24 protein-coding genes are annotated in these 25,429 nt (G+C 56.1%); 16 read left to right on the top strand and 8 right to left on the bottom strand.

Annotated elements, in window-relative coordinates; all coding sequences use genetic code 11:
- Positions 1–29 precede the first annotated feature (29 nt).
- From ELY25_RS10195 to apaG, 4 genes are all read left to right on the top strand, one after another.
- Positions 30–1,055, top strand: coding sequence for a peptidylprolyl isomerase (locus tag ELY25_RS10195; RefSeq protein ID WP_126951181.1), 1,026 nt, complete (start codon positions 30–32; stop codon positions 1,053–1,055).
- Positions 1,055–2,107 carry a 4-hydroxythreonine-4-phosphate dehydrogenase PdxA gene (pdxA, locus tag ELY25_RS10200; protein ID WP_126951182.1) on the top strand — a complete coding sequence of 351 codons (1,053 nt, stop codon included), beginning with the start codon at positions 1,055–1,057 and terminating at the stop codon, positions 2,105–2,107. Before ELY25_RS10195 ends, pdxA begins: the two co-directional genes overlap by 1 nt.
- 80 nt (positions 2,108–2,187) lie before the next feature.
- Positions 2,188–3,018 (top strand): 16S rRNA (adenine(1518)-N(6)/adenine(1519)-N(6))-dimethyltransferase RsmA, encoded by an 831-nt coding sequence (gene rsmA, locus ELY25_RS10205; RefSeq protein ID WP_126951183.1) that lies wholly within the window; start codon positions 2,188–2,190, stop codon positions 3,016–3,018.
- Positions 3,015–3,392, top strand: a complete 378-nt coding sequence (gene apaG, locus ELY25_RS10210; protein WP_126951184.1) for a Co2+/Mg2+ efflux protein ApaG — start codon at positions 3,015–3,017, stop codon at positions 3,390–3,392. Before rsmA ends, apaG begins: the two co-directional genes overlap by 4 nt.
- 16 nt (positions 3,393–3,408) lie before the next feature.
- Here apaG and ELY25_RS10215 read toward each other — a convergent pair whose 3' ends face one another.
- Positions 3,409–4,848, bottom strand: coding sequence for an FAD-dependent oxidoreductase (locus ELY25_RS10215; protein ID WP_126951185.1), 1,440 nt, complete (start codon positions 4,846–4,848; stop codon positions 3,409–3,411).
- Positions 4,848–5,144, bottom strand: a complete 297-nt coding sequence (locus ELY25_RS18015; RefSeq protein WP_236995695.1) for a hypothetical protein — start codon at positions 5,142–5,144, stop codon at positions 4,848–4,850. Before ELY25_RS18015 ends, ELY25_RS10215 begins: the two co-directional genes overlap by 1 nt.
- Positions 5,145–5,247: 103 nt before the next feature.
- Between ELY25_RS18015 and ELY25_RS10225 the strand changes: the two genes are divergently transcribed.
- Together ELY25_RS10225 and ELY25_RS10230 are read left to right on the top strand one after the other, a co-directional pair.
- The gene (locus ELY25_RS10225) at positions 5,248–6,066 is read left to right on the top strand and encodes a symmetrical bis(5'-nucleosyl)-tetraphosphatase (RefSeq protein ID WP_126951187.1); all 819 of its coding nucleotides are present in this window, start codon (positions 5,248–5,250) and stop codon (positions 6,064–6,066) included.
- Complete coding sequence (locus ELY25_RS10230) at positions 6,066–7,193, top strand: tRNA nucleotidyltransferase/poly(A) polymerase-related protein (protein ID WP_236995696.1); 1,128 nt, start codon at positions 6,066–6,068, stop codon at positions 7,191–7,193. Before ELY25_RS10225 ends, ELY25_RS10230 begins: the two co-directional genes overlap by 1 nt.
- Here the strand turns inward: ELY25_RS10230 and folK are convergent, their stop codons facing one another.
- Positions 7,194–7,739: a 2-amino-4-hydroxy-6-hydroxymethyldihydropteridine diphosphokinase gene (folK, locus tag ELY25_RS10235; RefSeq protein WP_126951188.1), complete on the bottom strand. Its 546-nt coding sequence runs from the start codon at positions 7,737–7,739 to the stop codon at positions 7,194–7,196.
- Between the two features lie 2 nt (positions 7,740–7,741).
- A complete protein-coding gene (folB, locus tag ELY25_RS10240; protein ID WP_126951189.1) occupies positions 7,742–8,110 on the bottom strand; it encodes a dihydroneopterin aldolase in 369 nt (122 codons plus the stop codon).
- Positions 8,111–8,188: 78 nt separating this feature from the next.
- Here folB and plsY point away from each other — a divergent pair, with 78 nt between their 5' ends.
- Entirely contained in the window at positions 8,189–8,758 is a 570-nt protein-coding gene (gene plsY, locus ELY25_RS10245; protein ID WP_126951190.1) for a glycerol-3-phosphate 1-O-acyltransferase PlsY, read from the top strand.
- Positions 8,759–8,761: 3 nt separating this feature from the next.
- Here plsY and tsaD read toward each other — a convergent pair whose 3' ends face one another.
- Positions 8,762–9,811 (bottom strand): tRNA (adenosine(37)-N6)-threonylcarbamoyltransferase complex transferase subunit TsaD, encoded by a 1,050-nt coding sequence (gene tsaD, locus ELY25_RS10250; protein ID WP_126951191.1) that lies wholly within the window; start codon positions 9,809–9,811, stop codon positions 8,762–8,764.
- A 207-nt stretch (positions 9,812–10,018) separates the two neighbouring features.
- Here tsaD and rpsU point away from each other — a divergent pair, with 207 nt between their 5' ends.
- The 5 genes from rpsU to ELY25_RS10275 all read left to right on the top strand — a co-directional run bounded on the left by rpsU (position 10,019) and on the right by ELY25_RS10275 (position 18,099).
- On the top strand, positions 10,019–10,234 hold the full coding sequence (rpsU, locus tag ELY25_RS10255) for a 30S ribosomal protein S21 (RefSeq protein WP_008956349.1): 216 nt from the start codon (positions 10,019–10,021) through the stop codon (positions 10,232–10,234).
- Between the two features lie 192 nt (positions 10,235–10,426).
- Positions 10,427–12,280, top strand: a complete 1,854-nt coding sequence (gene dnaG / locus ELY25_RS10260; RefSeq protein ID WP_126951192.1) for a DNA primase — start codon at positions 10,427–10,429, stop codon at positions 12,278–12,280.
- A gap of 226 nt (positions 12,281–12,506) precedes the next feature.
- Complete coding sequence (rpoD, locus tag ELY25_RS10265; protein WP_126951193.1) at positions 12,507–14,363, top strand: RNA polymerase sigma factor RpoD; 1,857 nt, start codon at positions 12,507–12,509, stop codon at positions 14,361–14,363.
- A gap of 439 nt (positions 14,364–14,802) precedes the next feature.
- Positions 14,803–15,957: an ABC transporter substrate-binding protein gene (locus tag ELY25_RS10270; RefSeq protein WP_126951194.1), complete on the top strand. Its 1,155-nt coding sequence runs from the start codon at positions 14,803–14,805 to the stop codon at positions 15,955–15,957.
- A gap of 36 nt (positions 15,958–15,993) precedes the next feature.
- Complete coding sequence (locus tag ELY25_RS10275) at positions 15,994–18,099, top strand: methyl-accepting chemotaxis protein (RefSeq protein ID WP_185856091.1); 2,106 nt, start codon at positions 15,994–15,996, stop codon at positions 18,097–18,099.
- Between the two features lie 125 nt (positions 18,100–18,224).
- Here the strand turns inward: ELY25_RS10275 and ELY25_RS10280 are convergent, their stop codons facing one another.
- The 3 genes from ELY25_RS10280 to ELY25_RS10290 all read right to left on the bottom strand — a co-directional run bounded on the left by ELY25_RS10280 (position 18,225) and on the right by ELY25_RS10290 (position 21,702).
- Positions 18,225–19,796 (bottom strand): AbgT family transporter, encoded by a 1,572-nt coding sequence (locus tag ELY25_RS10280; RefSeq protein ID WP_126951195.1) that lies wholly within the window; start codon positions 19,794–19,796, stop codon positions 18,225–18,227.
- 160 nt (positions 19,797–19,956) lie between these two features.
- Entirely contained in the window at positions 19,957–20,607 is a 651-nt protein-coding gene (locus tag ELY25_RS10285) for a hypothetical protein (protein WP_126951196.1), read from the bottom strand.
- Between the two features lie 198 nt (positions 20,608–20,805).
- Complete coding sequence (locus tag ELY25_RS10290) at positions 20,806–21,702, bottom strand: LysR family transcriptional regulator (RefSeq protein ID WP_126951197.1); 897 nt, start codon at positions 21,700–21,702, stop codon at positions 20,806–20,808.
- Between the two features lie 160 nt (positions 21,703–21,862).
- On the opposite strand from ELY25_RS10290, the gene ELY25_RS10295 reads away from it, so the two are divergent.
- The 4 genes from ELY25_RS10295 (at position 21,863) to ELY25_RS10310 (ending at position 25,263) form a co-directional block, all read left to right on the top strand.
- Positions 21,863–22,972 (top strand): S-(hydroxymethyl)glutathione dehydrogenase/class III alcohol dehydrogenase, encoded by a 1,110-nt coding sequence (locus ELY25_RS10295; protein WP_126951198.1) that lies wholly within the window; start codon positions 21,863–21,865, stop codon positions 22,970–22,972.
- A gap of 72 nt (positions 22,973–23,044) precedes the next feature.
- A complete protein-coding gene (fghA, locus tag ELY25_RS10300; protein ID WP_126951199.1) occupies positions 23,045–23,899 on the top strand; it encodes an S-formylglutathione hydrolase in 855 nt (284 codons plus the stop codon).
- Between the two features lie 8 nt (positions 23,900–23,907).
- On the top strand, positions 23,908–24,624 hold the full coding sequence (gene mtgA, locus ELY25_RS10305; protein ID WP_126951200.1) for a monofunctional biosynthetic peptidoglycan transglycosylase: 717 nt from the start codon (positions 23,908–23,910) through the stop codon (positions 24,622–24,624).
- A gap of 246 nt (positions 24,625–24,870) precedes the next feature.
- Positions 24,871–25,263, top strand: coding sequence for a DUF4168 domain-containing protein (locus tag ELY25_RS10310; RefSeq protein WP_126951201.1), 393 nt, complete (start codon positions 24,871–24,873; stop codon positions 25,261–25,263).
- Positions 25,264–25,429 lie beyond the last annotated feature (166 nt).

Genomic DNA, 25,429 nt, shown 5'->3' on the forward strand with positions numbered 1-25,429 from the left:
TGTTGAATGGCGACTGAAAGAGACCTTTTATGAAGACCAGAAATACGTTGCTAGCCCAAGCAAAGAAAGTGTCGGCCACGGGTGTCATGGCCCTTTGCATTGGTGCAGGCGCTTTCATGACTCCGCTGGTATCCCAGGCGCAAAATTATGCGTCTACCCAGCGTCAGCCTATTGATAGCGTTGTGGCCGTAGTCAACGACAACGTCATCATGCGCAGCGAACTCAACGGCCGCATGGCGCAGATAGAGCAGCAGGCTCAGGCGCAGGGCGGCTCGCTGCCGCCGCGTGCAACGCTTGAGGCTCAGGTGCTTGAGCGCATGGTAATGGACGAGGTCCAGCTGCAGCTGGCGCGGCGCGCCAACCTAACCATTGATGATACCGAGCTTAACCGCCAGCTGCGTACCATCGCTGAATCCAACAACATGACCTTGGAGCAGTTCGCGGATGCGGTGGAAAGTGACGGCATGACGCTTGCCGATGTGCGCGAAGATATTCGTCGTGAGATGCTGATGCGTCAGGTACAGCAACGCCAGATAAGCCAACGCATTTCGGTAAGCGACCGCGATGTTCAGCGCGTGCTGGACCAGCAGGGGAGCCAGAATGGCGACCAATCATTTGTTGAAGAGATTCGCGCCCGTCATATTCTGGTAGAACTCAACCCCACACGTAGCGAAGACCAGGCCCGTGCGCGTGCCCAAGAGGCGCGCCAGCGCTTGCAGCAAGGTGCTGATTTTGCCTCCGTGGCGCGTGAATTTAGCGATGACAGTGGCAGCGCCCTTAACGGCGGCGAGCTTGGTTGGGTGCGCCCCGGCCAGACCGTGCCAGCCTTTGAAGAAGCCATGCAGTCACTGGGCGCCAATCAAATCTCTGAGCCGGTGCGTTCGCAGTTTGGCTATCACGTGATCGAAGTGGAAGAGCGCCGACGCCAGAACGTGACCGAAGAGAGCCGTCGTGAGCAGATACGTCAGGCTATCTTCCAGCGCCGCGCCAATGAAGAGCTGCAAACCTGGCAGCAAGAAATCCGCTCGGAAGCCTTTGTGGATATTCGGCTCTAATGACATCCAGTACTGACCTGCCGCTGCTGATAACCACCGGTGAACCCGCCGGTATCGGTCCTGAGCTGGTATTGATGCTGGCGGCCCAAGGGCAGCTACCTGAGCAGACGGTGGCAATCGGCGATGTTGATATGCTGCGCCAGCGGGCCGCAGCGCTTGGCCTTGCGGTAGCGCTGCTGGAAACTCGCCCGGGTCAAGAGGTAAAGGCTGCGGTCGGCAAGCTTCCCGTATGGCCGGTCGCGCTCAAAGAGCCTGCCATGCCTGGCGTGCTTAACCCGGCCAACGCAGGCTATGTGCTGGCAACGCTTAAGCTTGCGGTTAACGCCTGCCAGACTGGGCAGGCGGCCGCTATCGTGACGGCTCCACTGCATAAGGGCGTGATTATTGAAGGTGGTTACCCAGACTTTACCGGGCATACCGAGTGGCTGCGCGACGCCTGCGGCGTGGATGATGTGGTCATGATGCTGGCAACAGATAAAGCGCTGCATGCCGGCAACCCCCATTGGCAGGGCACTGGTGATCTGCGCGTGGCGCTGGTGACCACGCATCTGCCGCTACGCCAGGTTGCTGATGCTATTACCTTTGAACGGGTCACGCATATTAGCCGTCTGCTGTCCGCCGACCTGACGCGTCAGTTTGGTATTGCCTCACCGCGGATTGCGGTGTGTGGTTTAAACCCCCATGCCGGTGAAGACGGCCACCTTGGCCGCGAAGAGCTTGAGGTCATTACACCAGCCCTTGATGCACTGCGCGCCGAAGGAATGGACATTCACGGGCCGCTGCCTGCCGATACGCTTTTTACGCCGCGCCACCTGGCGGGTGTGGATGCGGTGCTGGCGATGTATCATGACCAGGGGCTGGCAGTGCTCAAGTATGCAGGTTTTGGCCAGGCGGCTAATATCACGCTGGGCTTGCCGCTCGTACGTACCTCGGTAGACCATGGTACCGCGATTGATTTGGCGGGCAAGGGCGTGGCAGACCCCGGCAGCCTGAACGTTGCCCTATCGCTCGCCCGCCGTCTTGCCAATCAGCGAGCCCGTGCCGCTAGCTAGGTTTTGTATGCCTTGTCCTATATTGTTCCATTCGTTTTACATGCTCCACGACTGAAAAAACCTCCAAGGAACCCTGTTAGATGTCTCAAGTGCCCCAGCAGCACCGTGCTCGCAAACGCTTCGGTCAAAACTTTCTCCGCGATTTGGGGATTATCTCGCGTATTGTGCGCTCCATCGGGCCGCGGGAAGGGGATCGTCTCGTTGAAATCGGCCCAGGCCAGGGGGCATTAACCGGACCCCTGCTGGAAGCGGCCGGGGCGCTGGAGGTGATTGAGCTGGACCGCGATCTGATTCCTGGCTTGCGGGTGCAGTTTTTCAATTATCCAGAATTCGTGATTCATGAAGGGGACGCGCTCAAGTTTGATTTCGCGGCCTTGAAAGGTGATGGCCCGGCGCTGCGCGTGGTGGGTAACCTGCCCTATAACATCTCAACGCCATTGATTGTGCATCTGCTGACCGCGGGTAATGCCGTCGCTGATATGCATTTCATGCTGCAAAAAGAGGTAGTGGAGCGGCTTGCGGCTCAGCCGGGTGGCACTGATTGGGGGCGGTTATCGGTGATGGCCCAGTACTACTGCCAGGTTGATCAGCTGTTTATCGTGCCGCCCGAGGCGTTTGTGCCGCGTCCCAAAGTGGATTCTGCCATTGTGCGCCTGACCCCGCACGCCACCTTGCCCCATGTTGCAGACGATCCGGCGCTTCTGTTCGAGCTAGTGAAGCTGGCCTTTGGTCAGCGGCGCAAAACCCTGCGCAATAACTTTAAGGGTCGCGTTAGTCCTGAGACGCTTGAAGCCCTGGGGATCGACCCGACCCGCCGCCCGCAGACGCTGACGGTTGCAGAGTACGTGGCCATCGCCAACCAGGTTGGGGTGGATGATGCGGCAGGCGCTGAAGGGAGTGACAACGGGTGAGTGGTTTAGCCATTGAAGTCAGCGTGTCGCCTGAGTACCAAGCGTCAGAGTCCAGCGATGCGGAGTCACGCTATGTCTTTAGCTACACCATAACGGTACATAACCAGAGCCCGCATAGCGTTCAGCTAATGGCGCGCTACTGGAAGATTACCCAGGGTAGTGGCGATAGCCAGGAAGTGCGTGGCAAGGGGGTCGTTGGTCAGCAGCCGCTGATTGGTCCCGGCCAACGCTTTCGTTATACCAGCCGGGCTATTTTACAAACGCCCGTGGGGGTGATGGAAGGCGCCTATACGTTGCTGAATACCTATAGTCAGCGCGCCTTTGAAGTGCCGGTGACGCCTTTTCGATTAGCCGTGCCGTGCCAGCTGCACTGAGCACGGCTTTTGAAACCTAGGCTAAGCGTTGTTCCAGGTGATCGCACAGGCGAAGCGCCAGCTGAACAATCGTCAGGGTAGGGTTGGCGTGCCCCGCACTTGCAAACACACTTGAGCCCGCTACGTACATATTCGCCTGGGCGAAGAGCCGGCAGTCGGTATTAACGATACCTTCTTCAGGGCGATGACTCATGCGGGTTCCACCCATATGATGCCGACCGGCAAGCTCGCCGTCGGTGGGTATCGTGACGGGCAGAGCCGCCAGCCAGTCGGCCAGCTGTACACGTCCAATATTCTCTTCAAGCAAGTATTCGCCCAGCAGCATTAAACTCTCGCGAATGGTATGGCGATCAAGCGCTGACTGTGTCCATACCAGCCGGCTGCGCGGAATGCCCAGCGAATCCAGCTCTTCAGAGAGTTCCACACGGTTCTCAAAGCGGGGTTCCTGCTCCCACGCGGCCCTTAGCATGGCGCCGTGGATGACTCGGCCATCGGCCTGCCACGCCCTGATCTGCTCGCCAAGTGTAGGGGCCTGGGTGCTTAATTCCTCTATTAAAGCTTGAGAAGCCTCAGCGTTCATGCGGTGTAATCGCAAACCACAGTTGAGCATCTTCCGGCGTTCAAGGGCCTGCTCGCTAGGCGAAAGAAATACGTTATAGGTCTCATCCAGACCCAGCGCTTCGGGCTCGAATATTAGAGCCTGACCTACCGTCGCGTGAGGGTGCTCCATCCAGTAGCGTCCCAGCTTATCCGCATGGGGAATCAATTGCCCATTGGCCTGCTGGTTACACCAGAGCAGTAAACGAGAGTTTTCGATACCACCGCAGGCCAGTACAAAGTAACGGGCGCGCACCTGGTGTTGCTCGCCAGTATAGTTGCCAAACGTTGCGCGGGTAACATGGCCGTTTTCGGTTTCAAGGCCAAGCAGGTTGGCGGTCAGGCAGCACAGCAGGTGTTCGGATTCGCTGATCGCATCAGCGTACTTATGCTGGACGCGAACCGGTGTTCCCAAGGAATAATGGATACGCTGAAATTCTGCCCCCTCGATGGGCTCATCGGCCGCAATCGGGTCCAGGTCGAGCAGCTCGGCGGCGGCCGTAAAGTAAGGCGATAAATCGTCATTGTTGATTGGCCAGGCGGTCTCGGGGGCAGCAGACTTGGCGGTAAAATCATAAGTATCAAGCGAGCGACAAACGCCGCCCCAGTGGTTGGTAGAGCCGCCTAAGTGACGAAGCCGACTGACTTCCAGAGGAATATATGTATCGCCTTCCACCTCACCGCGATAGCTATCCTGAGAGCGCTCACTGAAGATTTCATCGCCCCCTTCGCACATGAGTACGCGGTGCCCCAGGTGGGAAAGCGTCACCGCGATAGAAACGCCCGCCGCACCGCTGCCAATTACGCACACATCGACCGTATCGCCCAGCTCGCTGAGCGTCTCGAAAGGCACGTACATCAGCGGTCACTCGCACGTAGAAGCCAGCCACCCACCATCACGGTAGGCTTTTTAGCCTGGGCTGCGAGGGGTTGGCGCGTGGCATGAGCATTGGGCAACAAGGTGGTAAACGGCACTAACGCCATGCCTATGCCCGCAAAGGTAGCGGTTTTTAAAAGCCTGCGCCGCGTGTAGGTAGACGTCATAATGGTTGTATTGTCCTTGATCGTCGCGAGTGTTTTACTTCGCTGATTGTTACCTGTCTTGTCTAAGGCAAAAGCGCTTAGATCCATTAGGCTTAATTTATATTGGTTCATGTTTGTCTATCCCACCAGCGCAATCCAGTGGGTACTGCATGGCATCTCACAATGTACGATTTTTTATGGTCAGTATCGTTTATTTTCATATAAGGCTTTGCACATGAGTACCTACGCGATTGGCGACCTGCACGGCTGTTACGCTGAATTTATGGCACTGCTTGAGGCGCTGCATTTTAATCCCACCAATGACACCCTGTGGCTAGTGGGCGATGTGATCAATCGCGGCTCTGGCTCGCTTGAGTGCCTGCGCGAAGCAGAAGCGTTAGGCAGTGCGGTGCGCTGCGTGCTGGGCAATCACGACTTTCACCTGCTGGTAGTAGCGCGTGGCGGCGGCAAACAAAAACGCCACGATACCTTGGATGGGATTTTAGCCGCTCCTGACCGTGAGCGGCTTCTGGACTGGTTGCAGTGTCAGCCGCTTGCCGTGAAACAGGATAGAACCCTCATGACCCACGCCGGGCTACTGCCCCAGTGGAGCGTTGACCAGGCCATCGCCTATAGCCGTGAAGTCGAGCAGGCCCTGGCAAGCGAGCAGTCAGGACATTTTTTGACGAAGCTGTTCGGCAACCAGCCTGACCGCTGGCGCGAGGAGCTTGAAGGGATGGATCGACTACGGTTTATAGTCAATGCCATGGCACGCATGCGCTTTATTGATGGCCAGGGGCGCTTGGAGTTCGACGCTAAAGAAGGGCTTGAAAGCGCGCCAGAAGGGTTTGCCCCCTGGTTTCAATACGCCCGTGAGGATAATCCAAGACTGCTGTTTGGCCATTGGGCGGCGCTTGAGGGCCGAACTCCTGGTACCCAGGTGCGTGCCGAGGCGCTAGATACCGGCTGCGTATGGGGTGGCGCGTTAACTGCGCTTAACCTGGATACTCATGAGCGGATCAGCGTGCCCAGCCAGCAGCGGGAGAAGCGCTAGTGGCTAAGCCAGAGGATCCTCGCACTGCGGGGCTTAATGTATACCGTGTGGGGGGTGCGGTGCGCGATGCACTGTTGGGTTGGCCGGTGTACGACAACGATTGGGTCGTGGTAGGCGCAACACCCGATGTCATGCGGCAGCGAGGCTTCAAGCCTGTCGGGCGCGACTTTCCCGTGTTTTTGCATCCGGATTCCGCTGAAGAGTACGCCCTGGCGCGTACCGAGCGTAAGTCAGGCCATGGCTATTCAGGGTTTGAGGTGCACGCAAGCCCGGATGTCACGTTGGAGGAGGATCTGCTGCGCCGCGATCTTACTGTCAACGCTATCGCCCAAGGAGCCGATGGTCAGTTGGTTGATCCTTTTGACGGCCGGGGCGATATCGAAAAACGCGTGCTGAGACATATTTCCTCAGCGTTCAGTGAAGACCCGCTGCGCGTGCTGCGCACGGCACGGTTTCTAGCCCGCTACGCACCTTTGGGGTTTTCCATTGCTCTCGAAACCGTGGCCTTGATGACCAAGGTAAGCCAGAGTGGCGAGCTTGAGCACTTGGCTGCCGAGCGTGTATGGGTTGAGACGGAAAAGGCGCTGGGCGAACCAAGCCCTGCGGTGTATTTCACAACCCTTGCCGAGTGCCAGGCGTTGAGTGTCTGGTTCCCTGAGCTTAGCGGTGAAGCGCTATCCCAAAGTCTGACATCATTGAAATATGCTCCTGCTCAAAGTCAGGCGCCGCTTGCCCACTGGCGCTATGCACTGTTGGTTTGCGCGCTGGATGATACGGCTCGCGAGACACTGGCCCAGCGCTTGCGGCTACCCAATGCCGTTGCCCAGCTGGCGCGCCATGTGGCATTAACCCTGGAGCTAGTAAAGGCGTCCATGGACGCTGTGTCGGTACTGCACTGGCTGGAACGCCTGGATGGCTGGCGCAAGCCCACTCAGGTGGATGCTCAGCTGGTATTGGTCGCAGAAGTGGCTGACGAAAAAGTCGCTGCCTTGGAGGCCGCCTGGAATAGCGCACGCGCGGTTAGTCCGCAAGCGATCATTGAACAGGGTTTTCAGGGAGCGGCGCTTGGGGAGGCGCTGCGTGAGCAGCGCAGGCTTGCGGTGGTGAATGCGCTTGAAAGCGCCTGACTATCGCGCTACTGCCTTGTAGGGCAAGACCTCCGCCCGGGATAGCCAAGCGTTACCCCAGGTAAAATCAACTGGCCAGAGACGTTGGCTGCCCAGTGAGAAGTTGTTCCAGAGCGTGGCGTAGGGCGTATCGCAGGCCGGGTGCCGTTCATCGGGAAGCAATTCGGCCAGCGGCTGCAGGACAAACGCGTTGTCGATGATTTCAGCGCGGGGTAGGGCAATATCATCGACCACGCCGCAAAGATCGCCGACCGTTAGCAGGTCGATATCCAGCGCCCGGGGGCTGTACTTGAGCGTATCGGGCTTGCGGCCATGAATGACTTCAAGCGCCTTGGCCCAGGCCTGAAGCTCGCCCGGGGAGCGGTCGCTTTCAAAAGCCACCACCAGGTTATAAAAGTTGCGGCCGCCGCTAAAGCCAACCGGCTCGCTTTCAAACACCCGGGAGATCTGCAATGGGCCAAAGGTGTCAAAGAGTGCATCCAGACACAGACGAATATGACGAACAGGCTCGATGTTGCTGCCTAAACTGACGGTAACCAGACTCATGGTTACTCCTTGGCGGTCGGTAACTCGCCACGCGTGATTTCAAGACCGACGCTGGCCGCCTGGGGCACGGCGCCGGGCTTGCGTACTCTTAAGCGTAGCCAGGAAATCGGGAATTCGTGTCGCAAACATTCCGCCAGGCGCTCGGCAAAGGTTTCCACCAGAGCGAACTGATGCGCATCGGCAAAACGCTGGATCCGCTGGCAAATGGCCGCGTAGTCCAGGGTCAGGCTTAAATCATCCGTTGCGGCAGCCGGGCGGATATCGGTTGCCAGCGTAAGATCCAGGCTTAACGACTGTTGAATGGTGCGCTCCCAATCGTAGACACCAATTACGGTATCTACCTTTAGCGCTTCGATCAAAATGCGATCCACGGGCTTTTCCTTGGCTGCAACAAGCCGGCGATTGTACGTTAGGATGAGGCGAAACGACAGCAGGACAGGAAAGACGCCATGGTATGGATCGTAATCGGCTATTTAAGCGGCAGCTGGCTGGCCGCGATTAGCGTTTGCCGAGCGGCGGGCGTGAGCGACCCACGCTACTGTGGATCCTGTAACCCTGGCTTTTCAAACGTTCTGCGCCTTTACGGGCCGCGCCTGGCGGGTGCGACGTTGGTTCTTGATGCGTTCAAGGGCATACCTGTGGTGCTCGCCAGCAAGATGATGGCGCTACCGATAACCTGGCAAGGGCTGATTGGGTTGTCGGTCATGCTGGGGCACAGCTATCCCGTCTGGTATGGATTTCGTGGGGGAAAAGCGGTGGCCAGCGCCTTAGGCGTACTGTTGATGCTGGTGCCGGGAGTGGCGTTAGTCAGTGCAGCCGTCTGGGCGCTGCTGGCATGGCGGCTTAAAACAGCCGCGCTTGCGTCTTTGGTGAGCGCCTTGATTGCCCCGCTTGCCTGTGCCTGGCTGGCGCCTGACTACTTGGGTGTGGTGGGATGCTTGAGCCTTCTGGTGCTGCTGCGTCATTGGCTCAATATTCGAAGGCTAAGGCGCGGTGAAGAGCCGCGCCTTAGGGGGTGATCATCAGGAGGCGCTGGGCGCTGCCAACTGCTCAAGCGGCCAGCGCGGGGTAGCCTGCATGACGCCGTCACTATCCTGCTCGCCAGCCGCCAGGCGCTGTGCGCCCACGTAGGCAATCATGGCGCCGTTATCCGTACAGAAGCGCCCACGTGGGTAGTACGCCTTGGCCTCACGCTTTTGACATTCAAGCGCCAGACGCTCGCGCAGCCGCTGATTGGCGCTGACGCCGCCTGCCACCACCAGCCGCTTAAGGCCCGTTTGGTCCAGCGCGCGGCGGCATTTTATCACAAGCGTATCAACGACCGCCTCTTCAAAGGCACGAGCAACATCGGCGCGGGCCTGCTCGTTAAGCTCACCCGCGGCTTCCAACTGGCGGATGGCGGTTAACGTATGCGTCTTAAGGCCTGAAAAGCTGAAATCAAGCCCCGGGCGGTCGGTCATGGGACGCGGGAAGCGAAACCGTTTGGGGTCACCCTGTTCAGCCAGTCGGGCCACTTCCGGGCCGCCCGGGTAGGCAAGCCCCAGCATTTTGGCCGCTTTGTCGAACGCTTCGCCGGCGGCGTCATCCACCGATTCCCCTAGTAGCTGATAATTCCCCAGGCCTTTCACCTCTACTAGCTGGGTGTGCCCGCCTGACACCAGGAGCGCCACAAAAGGAAATTGCGGGGCGTCCTCTTCCAGCATAGGCGCGAGTAGGTGGCCTTCCATATGATGCACGCCAAGTACCGGGATGCCCAAGGCACGTGCCATGCCGTGAGCGGTGCTGGCGCCCACCATCAGCGCGCCGACCAGCCCAGGCCCTGCGGTATAGGCAATGCCGTCAATATCCTGCCGGGTCAGTTTGGCGTCGATGAGTACCTGCTCAATTAGCGGAAGCAGCCGACGCGTATGGTCGCGCGAGGCCAGTTCAGGCACCACGCCGCCGTAATCCGCGTGCATGGCAATCTGGCTATACAGCGCATCGGCCAGCAAGCCGCTACCACCAGTCAATGAGGTATCGTAAAGCGCGACGCCGGTTTCGTCGCAGGAAGTTTCGATGCCCAATACGCGCATAGCAGAAAAGACTCTTCGGGTGAATATGGGTAAACGTCGTAGTCTACCATTGTCAGGCAATAACCGCGTAAGCATTTGCAAAGACGGTCTTTCACGACTAGACTATCGTGCGCTGTAAAACTGGGTCGTACACCGCACTGGCAGTTATGCAATCAGCGGTGTGCGTACTATCCGAACTCAAGACTCCTTAAGGTAGGTGAGTGCTTAATGCCTTCTGTAAAAGTACGTGATAACGAGCCGTTTGACGTCGCCCTGCGTCGCTTCAAACGTTCTTGCGAAAAAGCCGGTGTTCTCTCTGAAGTACGCCGTCGCGAGCACTATGAGAAGCCGACTGCTGAGCGTAAACGCAAAGCGGCAGCTGCCGTAAAACGCCACGCCAAGAAGGTTCAGCGTGAGCAAAAGCGTTTCGAACGGCTCTATTGATCCGTACCTGGGGAAGGTCAGAGTAGTTAGCTGGCCATCTCAAGAGGGATGCCAAGCGGCCGCCACTAGGTGGCCGTTTGTTTTTCGATTTATCTCTCGTTGTTTAAGGTGATCTGGCGATACGTCTGATGACCCTAAGCAACGCTTTAACTATCAGTAAACCAGCGCTCTGCGCGAGGATGTCCGCAGTTCATGGCAGGCCAGATTCCACAGCGTTTTATTGAGGACCTGCTCGGCCGCGTTGATGTGGTAGAGGTCGTTGGCGAGCGCGTGCAGCTAAAAAAGGCCGGCCGGAACTATGCTGGGCTTTGCCCTTTTCATCAGGAAAAAACGCCCTCTTTTACGGTGAGCGCTGATAAGCAGTTTTATCACTGCTTTGGCTGTGGCGCGCACGGAAATGCACTACGCTTTCTGATGGAGTACGACAAGCTTCCTTTTCCTGAAGCGGTAGAGCAGTTGGCCGGCCGTCTAGGGCTTGATGTACCTCGTGAAGGTGCTGATGACCCCCATGCCCGGGAGCGTGATAAAAAGCGCAAAGAGGGCGTTAACCTGCTTGAGCTTGCTGCCAGCTTCTACCGAGAACGGCTCAAGATGGGCGAAGGCCAAAGCGCTAAACGCTACCTGGAAGGTCGCGGGCTCTCATCTGAGGTGATTCAAACCTACGGGATTGGTTATGCGCCGGGCAGTTGGGAAGCGCTTAAACAACATTTAGGTGAGCGCGGTATTTCGGAGACTGTTCAGGTCGAGTATGGCCTGCTGATTCACCGTGAGGACACCGGGCGAACCTACGATCGCTTTCGCGATCGGGTGATGTTCCCGATCCGTGACTTGCGTGGGCGTACGATTGCCTTTGGCGGCCGGGTGATGGGCGATGAACAGCCCAAATATCTCAACTCGCCGGAAACACCAGTGTTTCATAAAGGGCGCGAGCTGTACGGCCTGTATGAGGCGCGTCAGGCATCCAGCAAGCTTGAACAGCTGGTCATGGTGGAAGGGTATATGGATGTGGTGGCACTGGCGCAATACGGCATTCATAACGCCGTTGCCACGTTGGGTACGGCCACGACAGAAGACCATTTAAGCCGCCTGTTCCGGCTGGTTAGCCGAGTGGTGTTCTGTTTTGACGGTGACCGTGCTGGGCGCCAAGCCGCTAGCCGGGCACTGGAAACTGCGTTGCCGCTGATGATTGATGGGCGTGAAGCGCGGTTTCTGTTTCTGCCTGAAAGTGATGACCCGGACACGCTGGTACGCCGTGAAGGGGCTGACGCTTTTCGGGATCGTGTTACCTGTGCGATGCCGCTTTCTGAGTTCCTGTTTGAGCAGGCCGCCCAAGGGCGTGATCTAAACACCGTGGAAGGGCGGGAGCGCTTTGCAAGTCAGGTGCTTGAAGCGTTGAACAAGGTGCCTGAAGGAATGCTCAGGTCGTTGCTGCTGGAAGCGCTTGCTAAACGCAGCGGGTTGGCTCAGCAGCAGTTGCAGGCGCTTTTGGAGAAGCGCACAGCGCCTCCCAAAGAGCATGCCTACTGGGAGCCGGTAGCAGAATCTGAGGCTGAAGAAAGCAGGGAACCTGAAAATGGCAGGCGGTCTAAGCCCAAGACGCGCAGCCAGGTACTGTCGCCGGTGGGGCGAATCGTGCAGCTGCTTTTGCATGAGCCGGGCATTGTATCGGCGCTGCCGGATACGCTTGAGTGGCTGCCAGAAGATGACTACACATCGTTATGCCGTGATTTGGTTGCCCTATTGCAGGCCGGACGTTACCGCAGCCCACAAGTGGTGTTGGCACATTTTCAAGGCAGTCCTCAGGGCCAGGTGTTGGCAGAACTTGCCAAGCGGGAATTACTGCTTCCAAAAGACACGCGAGAGGCAGAGCTTTTAAGTCTTTTAGAGTACTTGAAGAGCAAACAGCAGCAGCTGTCCCCGCAGAAAGAAGTAGAAACGCTGGTGGAGCAGTTTGCTGCGTTAGTTAAAAAGCAGGAGTCTGGTGAAAAGCTGTCGGCTGACGAAAGACAAAAGTTCATGAAATTGTTAGCGATGACTAAACACTAGATGAGACTTTTGGGGCGAGGGGGGTTGAATTTTGCTCATCTCAGCACCAGATAATGGTTAGTCGCCAAACGCTGAGCTAACCGAATAACCTAACACACCTGATTGACCGCGCAAATACGTTATGCTGGAAAAAGTTCAGTAAATTACGCTATACTGTTCGGCTTGTTGAGTTTAATCGATTCAGCGCTCTAGGTGTTTCATTCTTCTTCGTCGAGATAGGGTTTCTATGGCTGGAAATGCGCAGCAGCAGTCACGTCTGAAGGAGTTGATCGCGCGCGGCAAAGAGCAGGGCTACCTGACTTATGCCGAGGTCAACGACCATCTACCTGAGGATATCGCCGACCCGGATCAAGTGGAAGACATCATTGGCATGATCAACGACATGGGTATCCGTGTTGCTGAAGAAGCGCCTGATGAAGACACTTTGATGATGTCGGATCACTCCACGGACGAGTCCGCTGCGGAAGAGGCCGTTGCGGCACTTGCCGCCGTGGAAAGCGACGTGGGCCGCACCACAGACCCAGTACGCATGTACATGCGTGAAATGGGCACAGTAGAACTCTTGACTCGTGAAGGCGAAATTGAGATCGCCAAGCGGATCGAAGAGGGCACCCGTGAAGTAATGTCGGCACTGGCTTATCTGCCAGGCGCTGTCGCCTCGATTCTGGATGCTTACGACGCCACCCAGGATGAAGAAGCTCCTGGGCGTTTATCGGATCTCTTTTCCGGTTTCATCGACCCTGACGAAGGTATCCCCGGCGTTGCCGAAGCGGATGTGCCTGAGCCTGAAGTGGAAGCCGAGCTGGGCGATGACGACGACGTTGGAAGCGATGACGACGAGGATGACGACGACACAACCGCAAGTGAAGGTGGTCCTGATCCTGAAGAGGCGAAAGCCCGCTTTGAGCAGATTCGCGAGCAGAACGCCCTGGTTGAAGCTGCGCTTGCCAAGCACGGCCGCGGTAGCGCTGAGTTGAAGGCCGAGCAGGCGCGTCTTGCTGAGCTTTTCTCGCCTATCAAGCTTGTGCCCAAACACTTTGAGCGTCTGGTCGGCCAGGTGCGGATCAGCGTCGAGCAGGTACGTGCCCAGGAAAAAGCGGTCATGCAGCTTTGCGTAAAAAAAGCCAAAGTGCCGCGCAAGACGTTTATCAAGTCGTTCCCGGGTAGTGAATCCAACCCCAAGTGGCTGGATGCCTTCCAGGAAGCACAGCCCAAATACGCTGACCGTCTTGAACCGCTGCGTGCTGATATCGCTCGCTCCCAGCGTAAAATAGCTTTTGAAGAAGACATGGTGCAGCTCACCGTGGCGGACTTGAAAGAGGTGAACCGCAAGCTGTCGATTGGTGAGGCAAAAGCGCGTCGTGCCAAGAAAGAGATGGTTGAGGCCAACTTGCGTCTGGTTATCTCGATCGCCAAGAAGTACACCAACCGTGGATTGCAGTTCCTGGATCTGATTCAGGAAGGCAATATCGGCTTGATGAAGGCAGTGGACAAGTTCGAATATCGTCGCGGTTACAAGTTCTCGACGTATGCTACTTGGTGGATTCGTCAGGCGATTACCCGTTCGATTGCGGATCAGGCGCGTACCATTCGTATTCCGGTGCACATGATCGAGACGATCAACAAGCTTAACCGTGTGTCGCGCCAGATGTTGCAGGAAATGGGCCGCGAGCCGACGCCGGAAGAGCTCGGCGAACGTCTGGAAATGCCGGAAGACAAAGTACGTAAAGTGCTTAAAATCGCCAAAGAGCCGATCTCCATGGAGACGCCGATTGGTGACGACGACGACTCTCATCTGGGCGATTTTATCGAGGATGGTACGATGCTGCTGCCCATCGATATGGCGACCGGTGAAGGTCTGATCGAAGCAACCCGCAACGTACTGGGTGGCCTTACCGCACGTGAAGCCAAGGTACTGCGTATGCGTTTCGGTATTGATATGAATACTGACCACACGCTTGAGGAAGTTGGCAAGCAGTTTGACGTAACCCGTGAGCGGATTCGTCAGATCGAAGCCAAGGCGCTGCGCAAGCTTCGCCATCCGTCGCGCTCTGAGCCGTTGCGCTCTTTCCTGGATGAATAAATAATCCCGGGCAGGTAGCATGAAAAAGCCGCTGCTTTTAAACGGCAGTTGCAGCGTATTGACAAGACCCCACTTCAAGTGGGGTCTTGTCGTTTCAGGCCGGTACATTGCTAGCCGCTCCCCTAAACGTGAAACAGCTTCCCAGGCTTACCCAAGCCGGTTAGCAGAATTGGCGCGAACTATGGAAGCTCGCTTTATGTATCTTCTGGAATGCTATTTTTAATAGCCTCTCTTATATACACATCACGTCCTTCACCGAAATTCCGTTCAACGATATAAACTAATTCTTTAGTAGTGGATTTGTCGGCCGATATTCCTATGGTGGCTTAGTGCTCACGTGCCGCCTCATTACTAGAAAAGGCTCAGCGTGAATCAGGCTGCGCATACCCAGGCCCGTCTATAACAACGGGCTTGATAGATAGGCTGACAAGGAAGCGCAATGCGGCGATTAAAAATATGGTTAGTAGCAGGAATGCTGGCGTCGCCTTTGGCGCAAGCAGAGCTTAAGTTCGGTATCGTAGCGCCTGAAACAGGCGGTGCAGCCTCCATGGGACTGGAAATGCAACAAGGCATCCGGACCTATTTTGCCGAGGTCAACGCAGAAGGTGGCGTCAACGGGCAGTCGCTGACGCTCATTTCCCATGATGACCAGTATGACCCTTTACTGGCGGCAAAGCATACGCGTGCCATGATAGCTAATGAGAGCATTCTGGCCGCGATTGGCAACGTCGGCACACCGACAGCGGCCGTTACCGTGCCTATTCATAATGAAGCAGAAATGCTGTTATATGGCGCGTTTACCGGTGCCGGATTGCTGCGTCGATCCCCGCCTGACCGTTATATCGTCAACTATCGGGCAAGCTATGCAGAAGAAGCCGCCACCATGATTAACGGATTGCTGGAGGCTGGCATTGAGCCTGATGAAATCGCGTTTTTCACCCAGAACGATAGTTTTGGAGATGCGGGCTATCACGGTGCGATCAATGCGCTGCATGAAAGGGGAGTAACAGACACCGAGCGCTTGGCGCACGGGCGCTTCACGCGTGGCACACGTAATATCCACCAGGGCCTTGCTACCATTTTGCAGGCACCGGTACCTCCCCGTGCTGTCATCATCGTTAGTACGTTTGGGCCAGCCGCCGATTTTATTCGCGAAGCACGCAAGGACTTGGAGGACACGCTTTTTCTGAATGTTTCCTTCGTGGGTAGCCAGGCGTTGCTTAATGAATTGGGCGATATGGCGGAGGGTGTCATGGTCACTCAAGTAGTGCCTCCGTTGGATTCTGCGCTACCTGCCGTTGAGCGCTACCGCGCGGCCTTGCAGCGCTACGCCGATGGCGCCGAGCCCAGCTTCATTTCCCTGGAAGGCTATCTGGCTGCCAAGCTTTTCGTTGAAGGCGTCAAGGCGGCGGGCACTGCGCCTGATCGCGCTTCCATCGTGAATGGATTGCTTAGCCTTGAGAATGTCGATATTGGACTGGACGCACCCCTGACGCTCAGCGCTGACCTTCATCAAGCCAGTCATGCCGTATGGCCCACCATCATTCGTAACGGCCGTTTCGAGCCCGTGAACTGGGCCACGCTTACACCATAAAAGTGCGTTTTCCTTATCCCCTGACAGCGAAAAAATATGAAAAAATCCTTGAGTATTCGCGCCATGCTGATAGCGCTCTTTCTTGCTGCGGTAGTGGGAGCGCTCGTACTGGCCGTCACCGGATGGGCAACCAACCAACGGCTGATTAACTCACAGCGCTACATTATCAATGACGTGATGCCTTTGCAGAGCGCCAGTCGTAACCTAGTGATGACCATGGGCGAGTTCAGGCAGCGCCATACCGACCTATTGACTGCCGATGCGACTACGATTGACCAGATAATCTCACCAGAACTGCTTGCCTCACGTTTTGACGAAGCGCTTGAAACGCTGCGTAGTGGCCAAACGGCTGTTGAGCAGCGTGATCAGTTGACTACGATTGATACCAGCTATCAGCGCCTATTGGGCAGTGACAGGTTGCTTGAGCAGGTGCGCCGGGAAGCGCTTGTGCTGACTGAACAAATGAGCGAGCGCCTGGTGCAGATGCAGGCGATGATCAAGACGGTGATGCTAAGTGCCGAGGATATTGCTGGCCGTACCGCCCTGAGCCATGTGCGCCAGGAACGTAGCCAACGTGAGCTGATGCAGGCCTGGCGCGAAGATGGCATGACCACACTGCCTACGCCATTGCTGGACAGCATGTTTGAAGTGCAGCCGGATATCGGCCAGCTCAGCGGTAACGTTCGCATGGCCGTTGCGCTGCTGTCTGACTTGGGCAGGCAGATAACGTTAACCAGCGATCAGGATGCATTGGTGCATCTGCGTATCAATGAGATCGCCCAGCAGGTCATGCTGGCACGCCAGTCATTGGCAGCCATTGCCGAGGCGCCGAGTACTGGCTTTGAGCAGCGTGCCCTGATTGAAGACCTGGATCGCATCATTGTCGATGTTGAAGCGTTAATGGTCGGTGATGCGGAGTCGGTCTATGTACTGCGTGAGCAGCAACTGGAGATGGATATTCGCGTACAGGACGTGTTGGGCGAGGTGTCGATGGCGATGGACAGTATGCGCGCCCAGCTTCACGATATCGAAGCCTATGCGGTTCAGCAGGCCGATAGCGCTGCTGGCGAAGCTGAGTCACTGGCCAATGCCGGACGAACGCTGCTGATTGCGGTCACCCTTGCAGTGATTGCACTGTTGGCCATTTTTGGCTGGCGAACCCTGGTTCGCGTACTTGGCCCGTTGGTCACCATGCGTCGTCAAATGGAGAATATCAGCGGCGCCGCGGGCGGCGAGAATGCCGATCTATCCATGCGCCTGGAAATACAGCGTAACGATGAAGTAGGCCAGACAGCGCAAGCCTTCAATTGCATGATGGATACGTTTGAGGGCATGGTGGCACAAATTCGTGAAAGTGCTGAAGCCATTGCTTCAAGCAGCCGCCAGATCGCTGTGGGTAATGAAAACCTTTCCCAGCGCACCGATCAGCAGGCAGCATCGCTCGCCGAAACGGCGTCAAGTCTTGAGCAGATTACCGCGACGGTCAGGCAAACCGCCGATTACGCTGATCAGGCACGGGATGCCAGCCTCAGCGTCGATGGACGTGCCCGTTTGGCCGGTGATGTCGCTACGCGTACGACCGAGGCAATGAGCAATATCCGCGAAGCCAGCGAAAAGATTACCTCCATCATCAAGGCAATTGATGACATTGCCTTTCAGACCAACCTGCTGGCACTGAATGCCTCGGTGGAAGCGGCACGTGCTGGTGATCAGGGGCGCGGCTTTGCCGTGGTGGCCCAGGAAGTACGCATGCTGGCAGGGCGTAGCGCCGAAGAGGCCGCTCAGATTCGCCATTTGGTCGATGACAGCGTTGCCAAGGTGAATGAGGGGGAGCATCTGGTCAAGTCGTCCAGCCAGCATCTTCAGGAGATTATCGGCAGCCTGTCGTCAGTGACGCGCTACGTCACCGAAATTGCTGATGCGACCAAAGAGCAGTCAACGGGGATTGAGCAGATCAATCAGGCGGTTTCACAGCTTGACCAGGTAACCCATCAGAATGCACGTTTGGTTCAGGAAGCCTCAAGCGCCAGCCAGACCCTAGATGAACGTGCAGGCGATATGCATAGCCTAGTGGGGCGCTTTAAAGTGGGCGAGCAGGTAGGCCAGCGCCCTCTGGCACTCTCCGCTGACCGCGCCGGTTAATCTTGGCGCGCAGGGACGAGAAAGCGAGCCATGCGCGCAATCGCAACCGCAACAAAAAAAGCCCGCCGTATCTACGGCGGGCTTTTTTATTGGGCAAGCTTGACGCGTTTTGCCAAGCAGGAGAACTATAGCGTGTAGTAAGTCGCGGAACCCGGACCTACCGGCAGGCCAAGAATAAATACCCAGACAAAGAACAGCAGGCTCCAGCCGATCAGCATAAACAACGTATAGGGCAGCATGATCGCAACCAGCGTCCCGATGCCCATATCCTTGCGATAGCGCGACGCCACCGCAAGGATCAGGCCGAAATAGCTCATCATTGGGGTGATCAGGTTAGTGACCGAGTCACCAATCCGGTAGGCCGCCTGAATTACTTCGGGGGCGTAGCCCATCAGCATCAACATGGGAACGAAGATAGGCGCTGTCACCGCCCACTGGGCTGACGCGCTGCCCAGCGACAGGTTGACGAAGGCACATAGCAATATGAACAGCGCAAACAGGCCCGGGCCGCGCAGGCCCAGCGATTGCAGCAGGTCAGCGCCGGCAACGGCGGTCACCGTACCGAAGTTACTCCAGTTGAATAGCGCCACAAACTGGGCGGCAAAGAAGACCAGAACGATATACAGTCCAAGGCTGCTCATGCTCTTAGCCATGGCGTTCACCACATCACGGTCATTGTGCATGGTGCCCGCCAAGCGGCCGTAGACGAATCCCAACAGCGTGAAGGCGACGGCCACAATAACCACGATGCCGCGTAAGAACGGTGAGCCGCTGACAAGGCCTGTTTCCGGATTACGTAGAATACCGCCTTCGGGCACGACCATGACCGCGATCAGCGCAGCAAGCGCCAGGGCGGCAAGGCCGGTACCTTTCAGCGCGCGCTTTTCTTCCGCGCCAAGCCCTTCCATGCGCTGCTGGTCGATATCGCTCTCGGCGTAAGCTGAGTCGAATTTGCCCAGCTTGGGCTCCACGATGCGCTCAGTGACCAGACCACCAATCAGCGTCACGAAGAAGGTGCTGGCAAACATGAAGAACCAGTTGGCTTCAGCTCCCACGATATAGGCCGGGTCCAACAGCCGCGCGGCCTCCTGGGTAATCCCCGAAAGAAGCGGGTCGACGGTGCCGATCAGCAGGTTGGCGCTGTAACCGCCGGATACGCCGCAGAACGCGGCGGCAAGGCCGGCAAGTGGGTGGCGCCCCAGTGAGTGGAAGATCATGGCGGCCAGAGGAATCAGTACGACGTAACCAAGCTCCGCTGCCATGTTCGACATGATACCGGCAAATACCACGGCATAGGTTACGATACGTGGCGAGCGGTTGAGCACCAGGGCGCGCATACTAGCAGACAGCAGACCTGAATGTTCGGCAACGCCTACCCCCAACATAGCCACCAGTACGGTGCCTAAAGGGGCAAAGCCTGTGAAGTTGGTGACCATTTCAGTGACTAGGCGCCGCAAGCCTTCTGCATTGAGCAACGAGTTGACCGCAATTATCTCGCCCTCATTAGCAGGCCGAGGGTCGGCCACGGACACACCGAGCGCGCCGGCAATGCCGCTTGCGATAACCACGAAGATACACAGCAAGGCGAACAAGGTAACCGGGTGGGGCAGTAGGTTGCCCAGCCATTCGACGCTATCGAGAAAGCGAGTAAAAATGCCGCGGTTGGGACGGCTCTCGTGTGGATTAGGCTTATTCATAAGTTATGGGCCGTTGTTATTAAAAAAGTTGAAGAGGGGTATCGCGCGGAACACTACGGGGACGTGTGGCGCGGTGCAAATGGGTTTGCGTATAGCGGAATCCAAAAAATGAAACGCCGCCCAAGAAAGCTTGGACGGCGCTAAGACTTGAGGGGGCTAATTAAGACGCTAGGCGCTGAGATTTACGGATTCTAAGCGCCAGCAGTAAAAGCTCGATGGTGGCAAACAGAATCAGGCTATAGCCCAGAAGCTCAACAACTTCTTCGGCAACATCCTTGAAGATGCGTGCGTAGTTATCTTCAAGAACGGCACGCCAGAAGATTTGACGTCCATACAGGCGCGAAAAGATATAGGTAGTCAGCACGCCGCCAGCAAACAGGCCAAAGGCAAAGGTATTGCTGTAGTGTGCAAACTCGGCAATAAAGCGACGGCGCTGATAAATCACCCAGCCAAGAACAGGCACAATGATCAACGCCACAATGACCTTCCAACTGTTATCGGCAACGTACACATCCAGAAAGTAGTCCTGTTCGCGAACGAGAGAAGCGGCAATAAAAGCAAATAACAGTAACGTTACATTAGGGAAAACCTTGATTACTTGGCGGATATACAGCAGCAAACCACAGCAGCTGGCAAGCGTTAGCGTTTGGGCAAACTCGGTAAAGCCCAGCTCGGAAAAACGCACGGACGGAAAATAAAGAGCTTCATAATAAGCGCCCTGGGCGATACCACCGATAAAAAGCACGTAAAGCGTAGCCCGCAGTAACGTGGTGCGAAAATCGATGGGCCAAACAGGAGGAGGGAGGTGCATGCTTTTTCCTTCGGTGTCGAGATTTACAGGTCTTGCTGACGAAAAACATTCAGTTGCGAATGTTCATTATATCGTCACCTTTGTATGCTGGCACGCGACACTTGTTAATAATCCATAGGTAATAACGTTTAACCTATGAAACCTTTGATCGCTTTAGCTAGATAGGCCTATCACGTAAAAGCTGCCAGGGCGGCGGGGTCAGCGTGGCTGAGCATCCGGCAGTACGCGGGACATGTTGGCTACCAGGTAATCCACCAACTGGCGAATTTTAGGCGATAGATGACGGTGGCGTGGGTACACCGCCCACACGGCCGTATCGTGATGCTGAAAAGGCTCCAGTACCGCGACAAGTTCCCCACTGGCAAGATAAGGTGCGACATAGTAGTCAGGCAGCTGTGCCAGACCCAATCCCTTGAGCGCTGCATCCAGCAGGGCAGGGCCCGAGTTGCCACTCCAGCAGCCTTCAATACGCACCTCACGGCGCTGGCCGTTCGCTTCGAACAGCCAGTTGGGCCGCGAGCCTATCAAACAGCGATGCTGGCTCAATTCCGCCAGCGTATGCGGAGGCGGCGTTTGGCGAAAATAGGCCTGCGAACCCACAATGTATTCACGTCGCTCGCATAGCCGCCGAGCAATCAGGCTTGAATCCTTGAGCACGCCCATGCGAATGGCAATATCAAAACCTTCTTCAATCAGCTCTACCGGGCGATTGGTGAAATGCATATGAACCTCAAGCTGAGGGTGCAGGCACTGAAAGTCGTTGACCAAAGGCGCTATAAAGCGCTCGCCAAAGGTGGTCGCCGACGTCAGCTTGAGCAGGCCATGGGGCTTGGCCTGCAGTTCACTGATGGCCTGCTCGGCATCCTTTAAACCATCAAACAGGTGCTGGCAGTGTTCGACGTATAAAGCACCCGCATCCGTCAGGCGAATTTGGCGTGTGGTACGGTATAAAAGTTGAATGCCCAGCTGGTTTTCCAGCTGGCTAACCAGCCGACTGATATGCGAGGTGGAGACTTTCAGATGTTGGGCCGCGGCCGAAAAAGTGCCTAAGCGTACAACCTCAATAAACGCTTCAATGCGGTCCCATCGCTGCATAGTGATTCCAGTCAGTTCGTGGATTGTTGCTCAGTGGCAATAATCTTGTGAGTATATCCCGCTTTTTCCCTTACCCCCAGCTAACTTACACTGCCCGCACCTTGACTGCTTAGCGATATGCTTGGTCTATAGTACGGTTACTGTATTAAGGAGTTCATTCATGAAATCACGCGCAGCTGTTGCTCTGGAAGCGGGAAAGCCGCTTGAACTGGTTGAAATTGATGTAGAGGGCCCCAAGGCGGGCGAAGTTCTGGTCAAGATGGCGGCCACCAGCGTTTGCCATACTGATGCCTATACGCTGTCGGGTGCCGACCCTGAAGGCCTCTTTCCTTCAGTCTTGGGCCATGAAGGTGCCGGTGTGGTCCAGGAAGTGGGTGAGGGCGTCACCAGCCTCAAGCCTGGCGACCATGTTATCCCGCTTTACACCGCCGAGTGCGGCAAGTGTAAGTTCTGTCTTTCCGGCAAGACCAACCTGTGTGGCAGCGTACGCGCCACTCAGGGTAAAGGTGTGATGCCTGACGGTACATCGCGTTTTTCGCTGGATGGAAAAATGCTCCACCACTATATGGGCACTTCAACGTTCAGTGAGTACACCGTCCTGCCGGAAGTGTCGCTGGCGGTAGTTTCCAAAGAAGCGCCAATGGACAAGATCTGTCTGCTGGGCTGTGGCGTGACCACCGGTATCGGCGCGGTACTCAACACGGCAAAAGTGGAGCCGGGTTCCACCGTTGCGGTATTCGGACTCGGCGCAATTGGCCTTGCCGTTATCCAGGGCGCAGTCATGGCCAAGGCGGCACGTATCATCGCCATTGATGTCAACGCAGACAAGTTCGAGCTGGCCAAGCAGTTTGGGGCAACCGATTTTGTAAACCCCAAAGAGTACAGTGACCCGATTCAGCAGGTGATTGTCGACTTGACCGATGGCGGTGTGGATTACTCGTTTGAGTGCATCGGCAACGTCAATGTGATGCGCTCAGCGCTTGAATGCTGTCACAAGGGCTGGGGTGAGTCGATCGTGATTGGTGTGGCCGGCGCGGGGGAAGAGATTTCTACCCGCCCGTTCCAGCTAGTGACGGGACGCGTCTGGAAAGGCTCTGCTTTTGGCGGCGTGAAAGGCCGCAGTGAGCTGCCGGGCTACGTTGAACGTTACATGAACGGCGAAATCAATATTGATGACTTCATCACCCATGATATGCCGTTTGAAAAAATCAACGAAGCCTTTGAGCTGCTGCACGCCGGTAAGAGTATCCGTACCGTACTGCATTACTAAGTAGCTACTTGATACGCCCTCCAGGCGCGCGGGTATACCCTGCGCGCCTGCCTCTTCACAAGGAGCCTGCCCATGAGCATGAGTGAAACTCTAGAACTGGTGTCTGCCAACCGCAGCTTTGGTGGCTGGCACAAGCGCTACCGCCACTACTCCCGGGCGCTGGACTGCGATATGGAGTTTGCGGTTTACCTGCCTCCTCAGGCAGAAAGCGAGCGTCTACCGCTGTTATGGTGGCTTTCCGGGCTTACCTGCAACGATGAAAACTTCATGCAGAAAGCCGGTGCCCAACGATTGGCGGCTGAACTCGGCATCGCGATTGTGTGCCCGGATACCAGCCCCCGCGGTACCGATTTACCCGGCGAGCACGAAAGCTACGATCTGGGGTCGGGCGCCGGGTTCTACGTTAATGCGACCGAAGCGCCCTGGAAGCCGCACTACAGGATGTACGACTACATTATCGAAGAGTTACCCTCGGTCGTGCGCCAGCATTTTCCGGTGAACGGGCGCGAGTCGATCAGCGGACACTCGATGGGTGGTCATGGCGCCTTGATTCTGGCACTGCGCCATCCGGGACGTTTCAGCTCGGTTTCTGCATTTGCACCTATCGTCAATCCTATGGAATGCCCTTGGGGGCAAAAGGCGTTCACCAGCTATCTGGGAGACGATCAATCGCGCTGGCGCCAGTACGATGCCTGCGAGCTGGTAGCCAACGGTGCCTCACGACAGCGGCTATTTATCGATCAGGGTGAAGCCGATCAGTTTCTGGAAGAGCAGCTAAAACCTGAACGTCTGGAAGCCGTATGTGAAGAACATGATCACCCGCTTACGTTGCGCCGTCAGCCGGGTTACGACCATAGTTACTTCTTTATTGCCTCGTTCATTGAGGACCATCTGCGTTATCATGCGGAACATCTTATGAAACGCTAAGGATAACGATGCTTAAACGTACGCTGAGCCGCTTTCTTCGTCAGCTATGGCGTCTTGTGTGGCGCGGCGTGCTGCTTTTTGTCCTACTTTCCGTTGCCCTGGTTTTACTGTTCCGCTTTGTTCCGCCACCGGGTTCCATGGTGATAGTGGAACGCAAGATACAGAGCTGGATCAACAGCGAACCGATCAAGGTGCAGCGTCAGTGGCGCAGCTGGGATGAGCTTTCCAGCAGCGCCAAGCTCGCCGTCATTGCAGCTGAAGATCAGCGCTTTCCTGTTCATCGCGGGTTCGACATCGTCGAGCTTCGCCGTGCCTGGAAAACCAGCCAGGATGGTGGCCGCCTGCGCGGTGCCAGCACGCTTAGCCAGCAAACAGCCAAGAACGTTTTTCTGTGGAGCGGACGAAGCTGGACCCGGAAGGGGCTGGAAGCCTGGTTTACGCTGCTGATTGAAACGCTTTGGAGCAAGCAGCGTATTTTAGAGGTTTATCTTAATGTGGCTGAATGGGATAGCGGCGTTTTTGGCCTGGAAGCCGCTTCCCGACACTACTTTGGGGTATCGGCCAGCGCACTTTCTGATCGTCAGGCCAGTTTGCTGGCGGCCATCCTGCCCAGTCCGCGTACGCGCAGTGCATCACGCCCGGATGCCCAGGTAGAAAGGCGCAGCCAGTGGATTGCCCAGCAGATGCGTAATTTGGGCGGTGTTGGCTACTTGCAGCGTTTATAAACCTGAGTTGAGCACTGATAAAATTAATGTTTTATAAAGCTATAAAAAAGAGATAAAATAAAATATAAGGGATTTTAATTAAATTATTGTTTTTATTGAAATTTTTTATATAAATACAGAGGCTATCTAGCGTTATAGGGCGTTTTTTCTTACCTCGTTACATTCTATTACTGAAAAAATTGAACCTGTCCTGAATCATTGCGTCAGACCTTACACATTCACAACGTGTCAATGAGGTTTCTTTCTATGCAACGTTTAACTGCTTTGTTTTCTGCTGCCCTGCTCGCTACCGGCTTAATGGCTTCTACCGCCAATGCCCAACAAGCGCAGGACCCCGCTCAGGATCCTATGGCGACTCAACAAGCGGTACCCGCCCAGGATTTCTCTGACGAGCAGCTACAGCAGTTCGCCGATGCTTCTCAAGAAATCGCCGTGATCTCGCAAGAGTACACACAGCGTCTGCAGGAAGCAGGTGACGAAGCTGCACAACAGGAAGTTCGCGCCGAAGCCAATGATCGTATGATTGAAGTCGTGGAAGATAGCGGCTTGGATGTTGATACCTTCAATGCCATTGGTCAGTCCATTCAGCAAGATCCGGAAATGATGCAGCGTGTTCAAGAGATGGCCAGCGAGTCATAAGTCTCGTTTTTTTACTAGAAGCTGGCTTGATGATTAGCGGTAAGGTTAGTAACAGCTGAATTATCGTTTAGAACATGAAGTAGTTCGCTAGTGATCAATAAAGCCCGGCACGTGAGTGCCGGGCTTTTTATTGCGTCCAGGGTTTACGCTGCTCATTAACAGCTCC

This window comes from Vreelandella populi, assembly GCF_003989825.1.
Lineage (GTDB): Bacteria > Pseudomonadota > Gammaproteobacteria > Pseudomonadales > Halomonadaceae > Vreelandella > Vreelandella populi.

Excerpts from the sequence above, each read along its gene's own strand:
- ELY25_RS10195 (WP_126951181.1), top strand. The coding sequence starts at position 30 with ATGAAGACCAGAAATACGTTGCTAGCCCAAGCAAAGAAAGTGTCGGCC.
- pdxA (WP_126951182.1), top strand. The coding sequence starts at position 1,055 with ATGACATCCAGTACTGACCTGCCGCTGCTGATAACCACCGGTGAACCC.
- rsmA (WP_126951183.1), top strand. The coding sequence starts at position 2,188 with ATGTCTCAAGTGCCCCAGCAGCACCGTGCTCGCAAACGCTTCGGTCAA.
- ELY25_RS10215 (WP_126951185.1), bottom strand. The coding sequence starts at position 4,848 with ATGTACGTGCCTTTCGAGACGCTCAGCGAGCTGGGCGATACGGTCGAT.
- ELY25_RS18015 (WP_236995695.1), bottom strand. The coding sequence starts at position 5,144 with ATGAACCAATATAAATTAAGCCTAATGGATCTAAGCGCTTTTGCCTTA.
- ELY25_RS10225 (WP_126951187.1), top strand. The coding sequence starts at position 5,248 with ATGAGTACCTACGCGATTGGCGACCTGCACGGCTGTTACGCTGAATTT.
- folK (WP_126951188.1), bottom strand. The coding sequence starts at position 7,739 with ATGAGTCTGGTTACCGTCAGTTTAGGCAGCAACATCGAGCCTGTTCGT.
- plsY (WP_126951190.1), top strand. The coding sequence starts at position 8,189 with ATGGTATGGATCGTAATCGGCTATTTAAGCGGCAGCTGGCTGGCCGCG.
- tsaD (WP_126951191.1), bottom strand. The coding sequence starts at position 9,811 with ATGCGCGTATTGGGCATCGAAACTTCCTGCGACGAAACCGGCGTCGCG.
- rpsU (WP_008956349.1), top strand. The coding sequence starts at position 10,019 with ATGCCTTCTGTAAAAGTACGTGATAACGAGCCGTTTGACGTCGCCCTG.
- dnaG (WP_126951192.1), top strand. The coding sequence starts at position 10,427 with ATGGCAGGCCAGATTCCACAGCGTTTTATTGAGGACCTGCTCGGCCGC.
- rpoD (WP_126951193.1), top strand. The coding sequence starts at position 12,507 with ATGGCTGGAAATGCGCAGCAGCAGTCACGTCTGAAGGAGTTGATCGCG.
- ELY25_RS10270 (WP_126951194.1), top strand. The coding sequence starts at position 14,803 with ATGCGGCGATTAAAAATATGGTTAGTAGCAGGAATGCTGGCGTCGCCT.
- ELY25_RS10275 (WP_185856091.1), top strand. The coding sequence starts at position 15,994 with ATGAAAAAATCCTTGAGTATTCGCGCCATGCTGATAGCGCTCTTTCTT.
- ELY25_RS10280 (WP_126951195.1), bottom strand. The coding sequence starts at position 19,796 with ATGAATAAGCCTAATCCACACGAGAGCCGTCCCAACCGCGGCATTTTT.
- ELY25_RS10285 (WP_126951196.1), bottom strand. The coding sequence starts at position 20,607 with ATGCACCTCCCTCCTCCTGTTTGGCCCATCGATTTTCGCACCACGTTA.
- ELY25_RS10290 (WP_126951197.1), bottom strand. The coding sequence starts at position 21,702 with ATGCAGCGATGGGACCGCATTGAAGCGTTTATTGAGGTTGTACGCTTA.
- ELY25_RS10295 (WP_126951198.1), top strand. The coding sequence starts at position 21,863 with ATGAAATCACGCGCAGCTGTTGCTCTGGAAGCGGGAAAGCCGCTTGAA.
- fghA (WP_126951199.1), top strand. The coding sequence starts at position 23,045 with ATGAGCATGAGTGAAACTCTAGAACTGGTGTCTGCCAACCGCAGCTTT.
- mtgA (WP_126951200.1), top strand. The coding sequence starts at position 23,908 with ATGCTTAAACGTACGCTGAGCCGCTTTCTTCGTCAGCTATGGCGTCTT.
- ELY25_RS10310 (WP_126951201.1), top strand. The coding sequence starts at position 24,871 with ATGCAACGTTTAACTGCTTTGTTTTCTGCTGCCCTGCTCGCTACCGGC.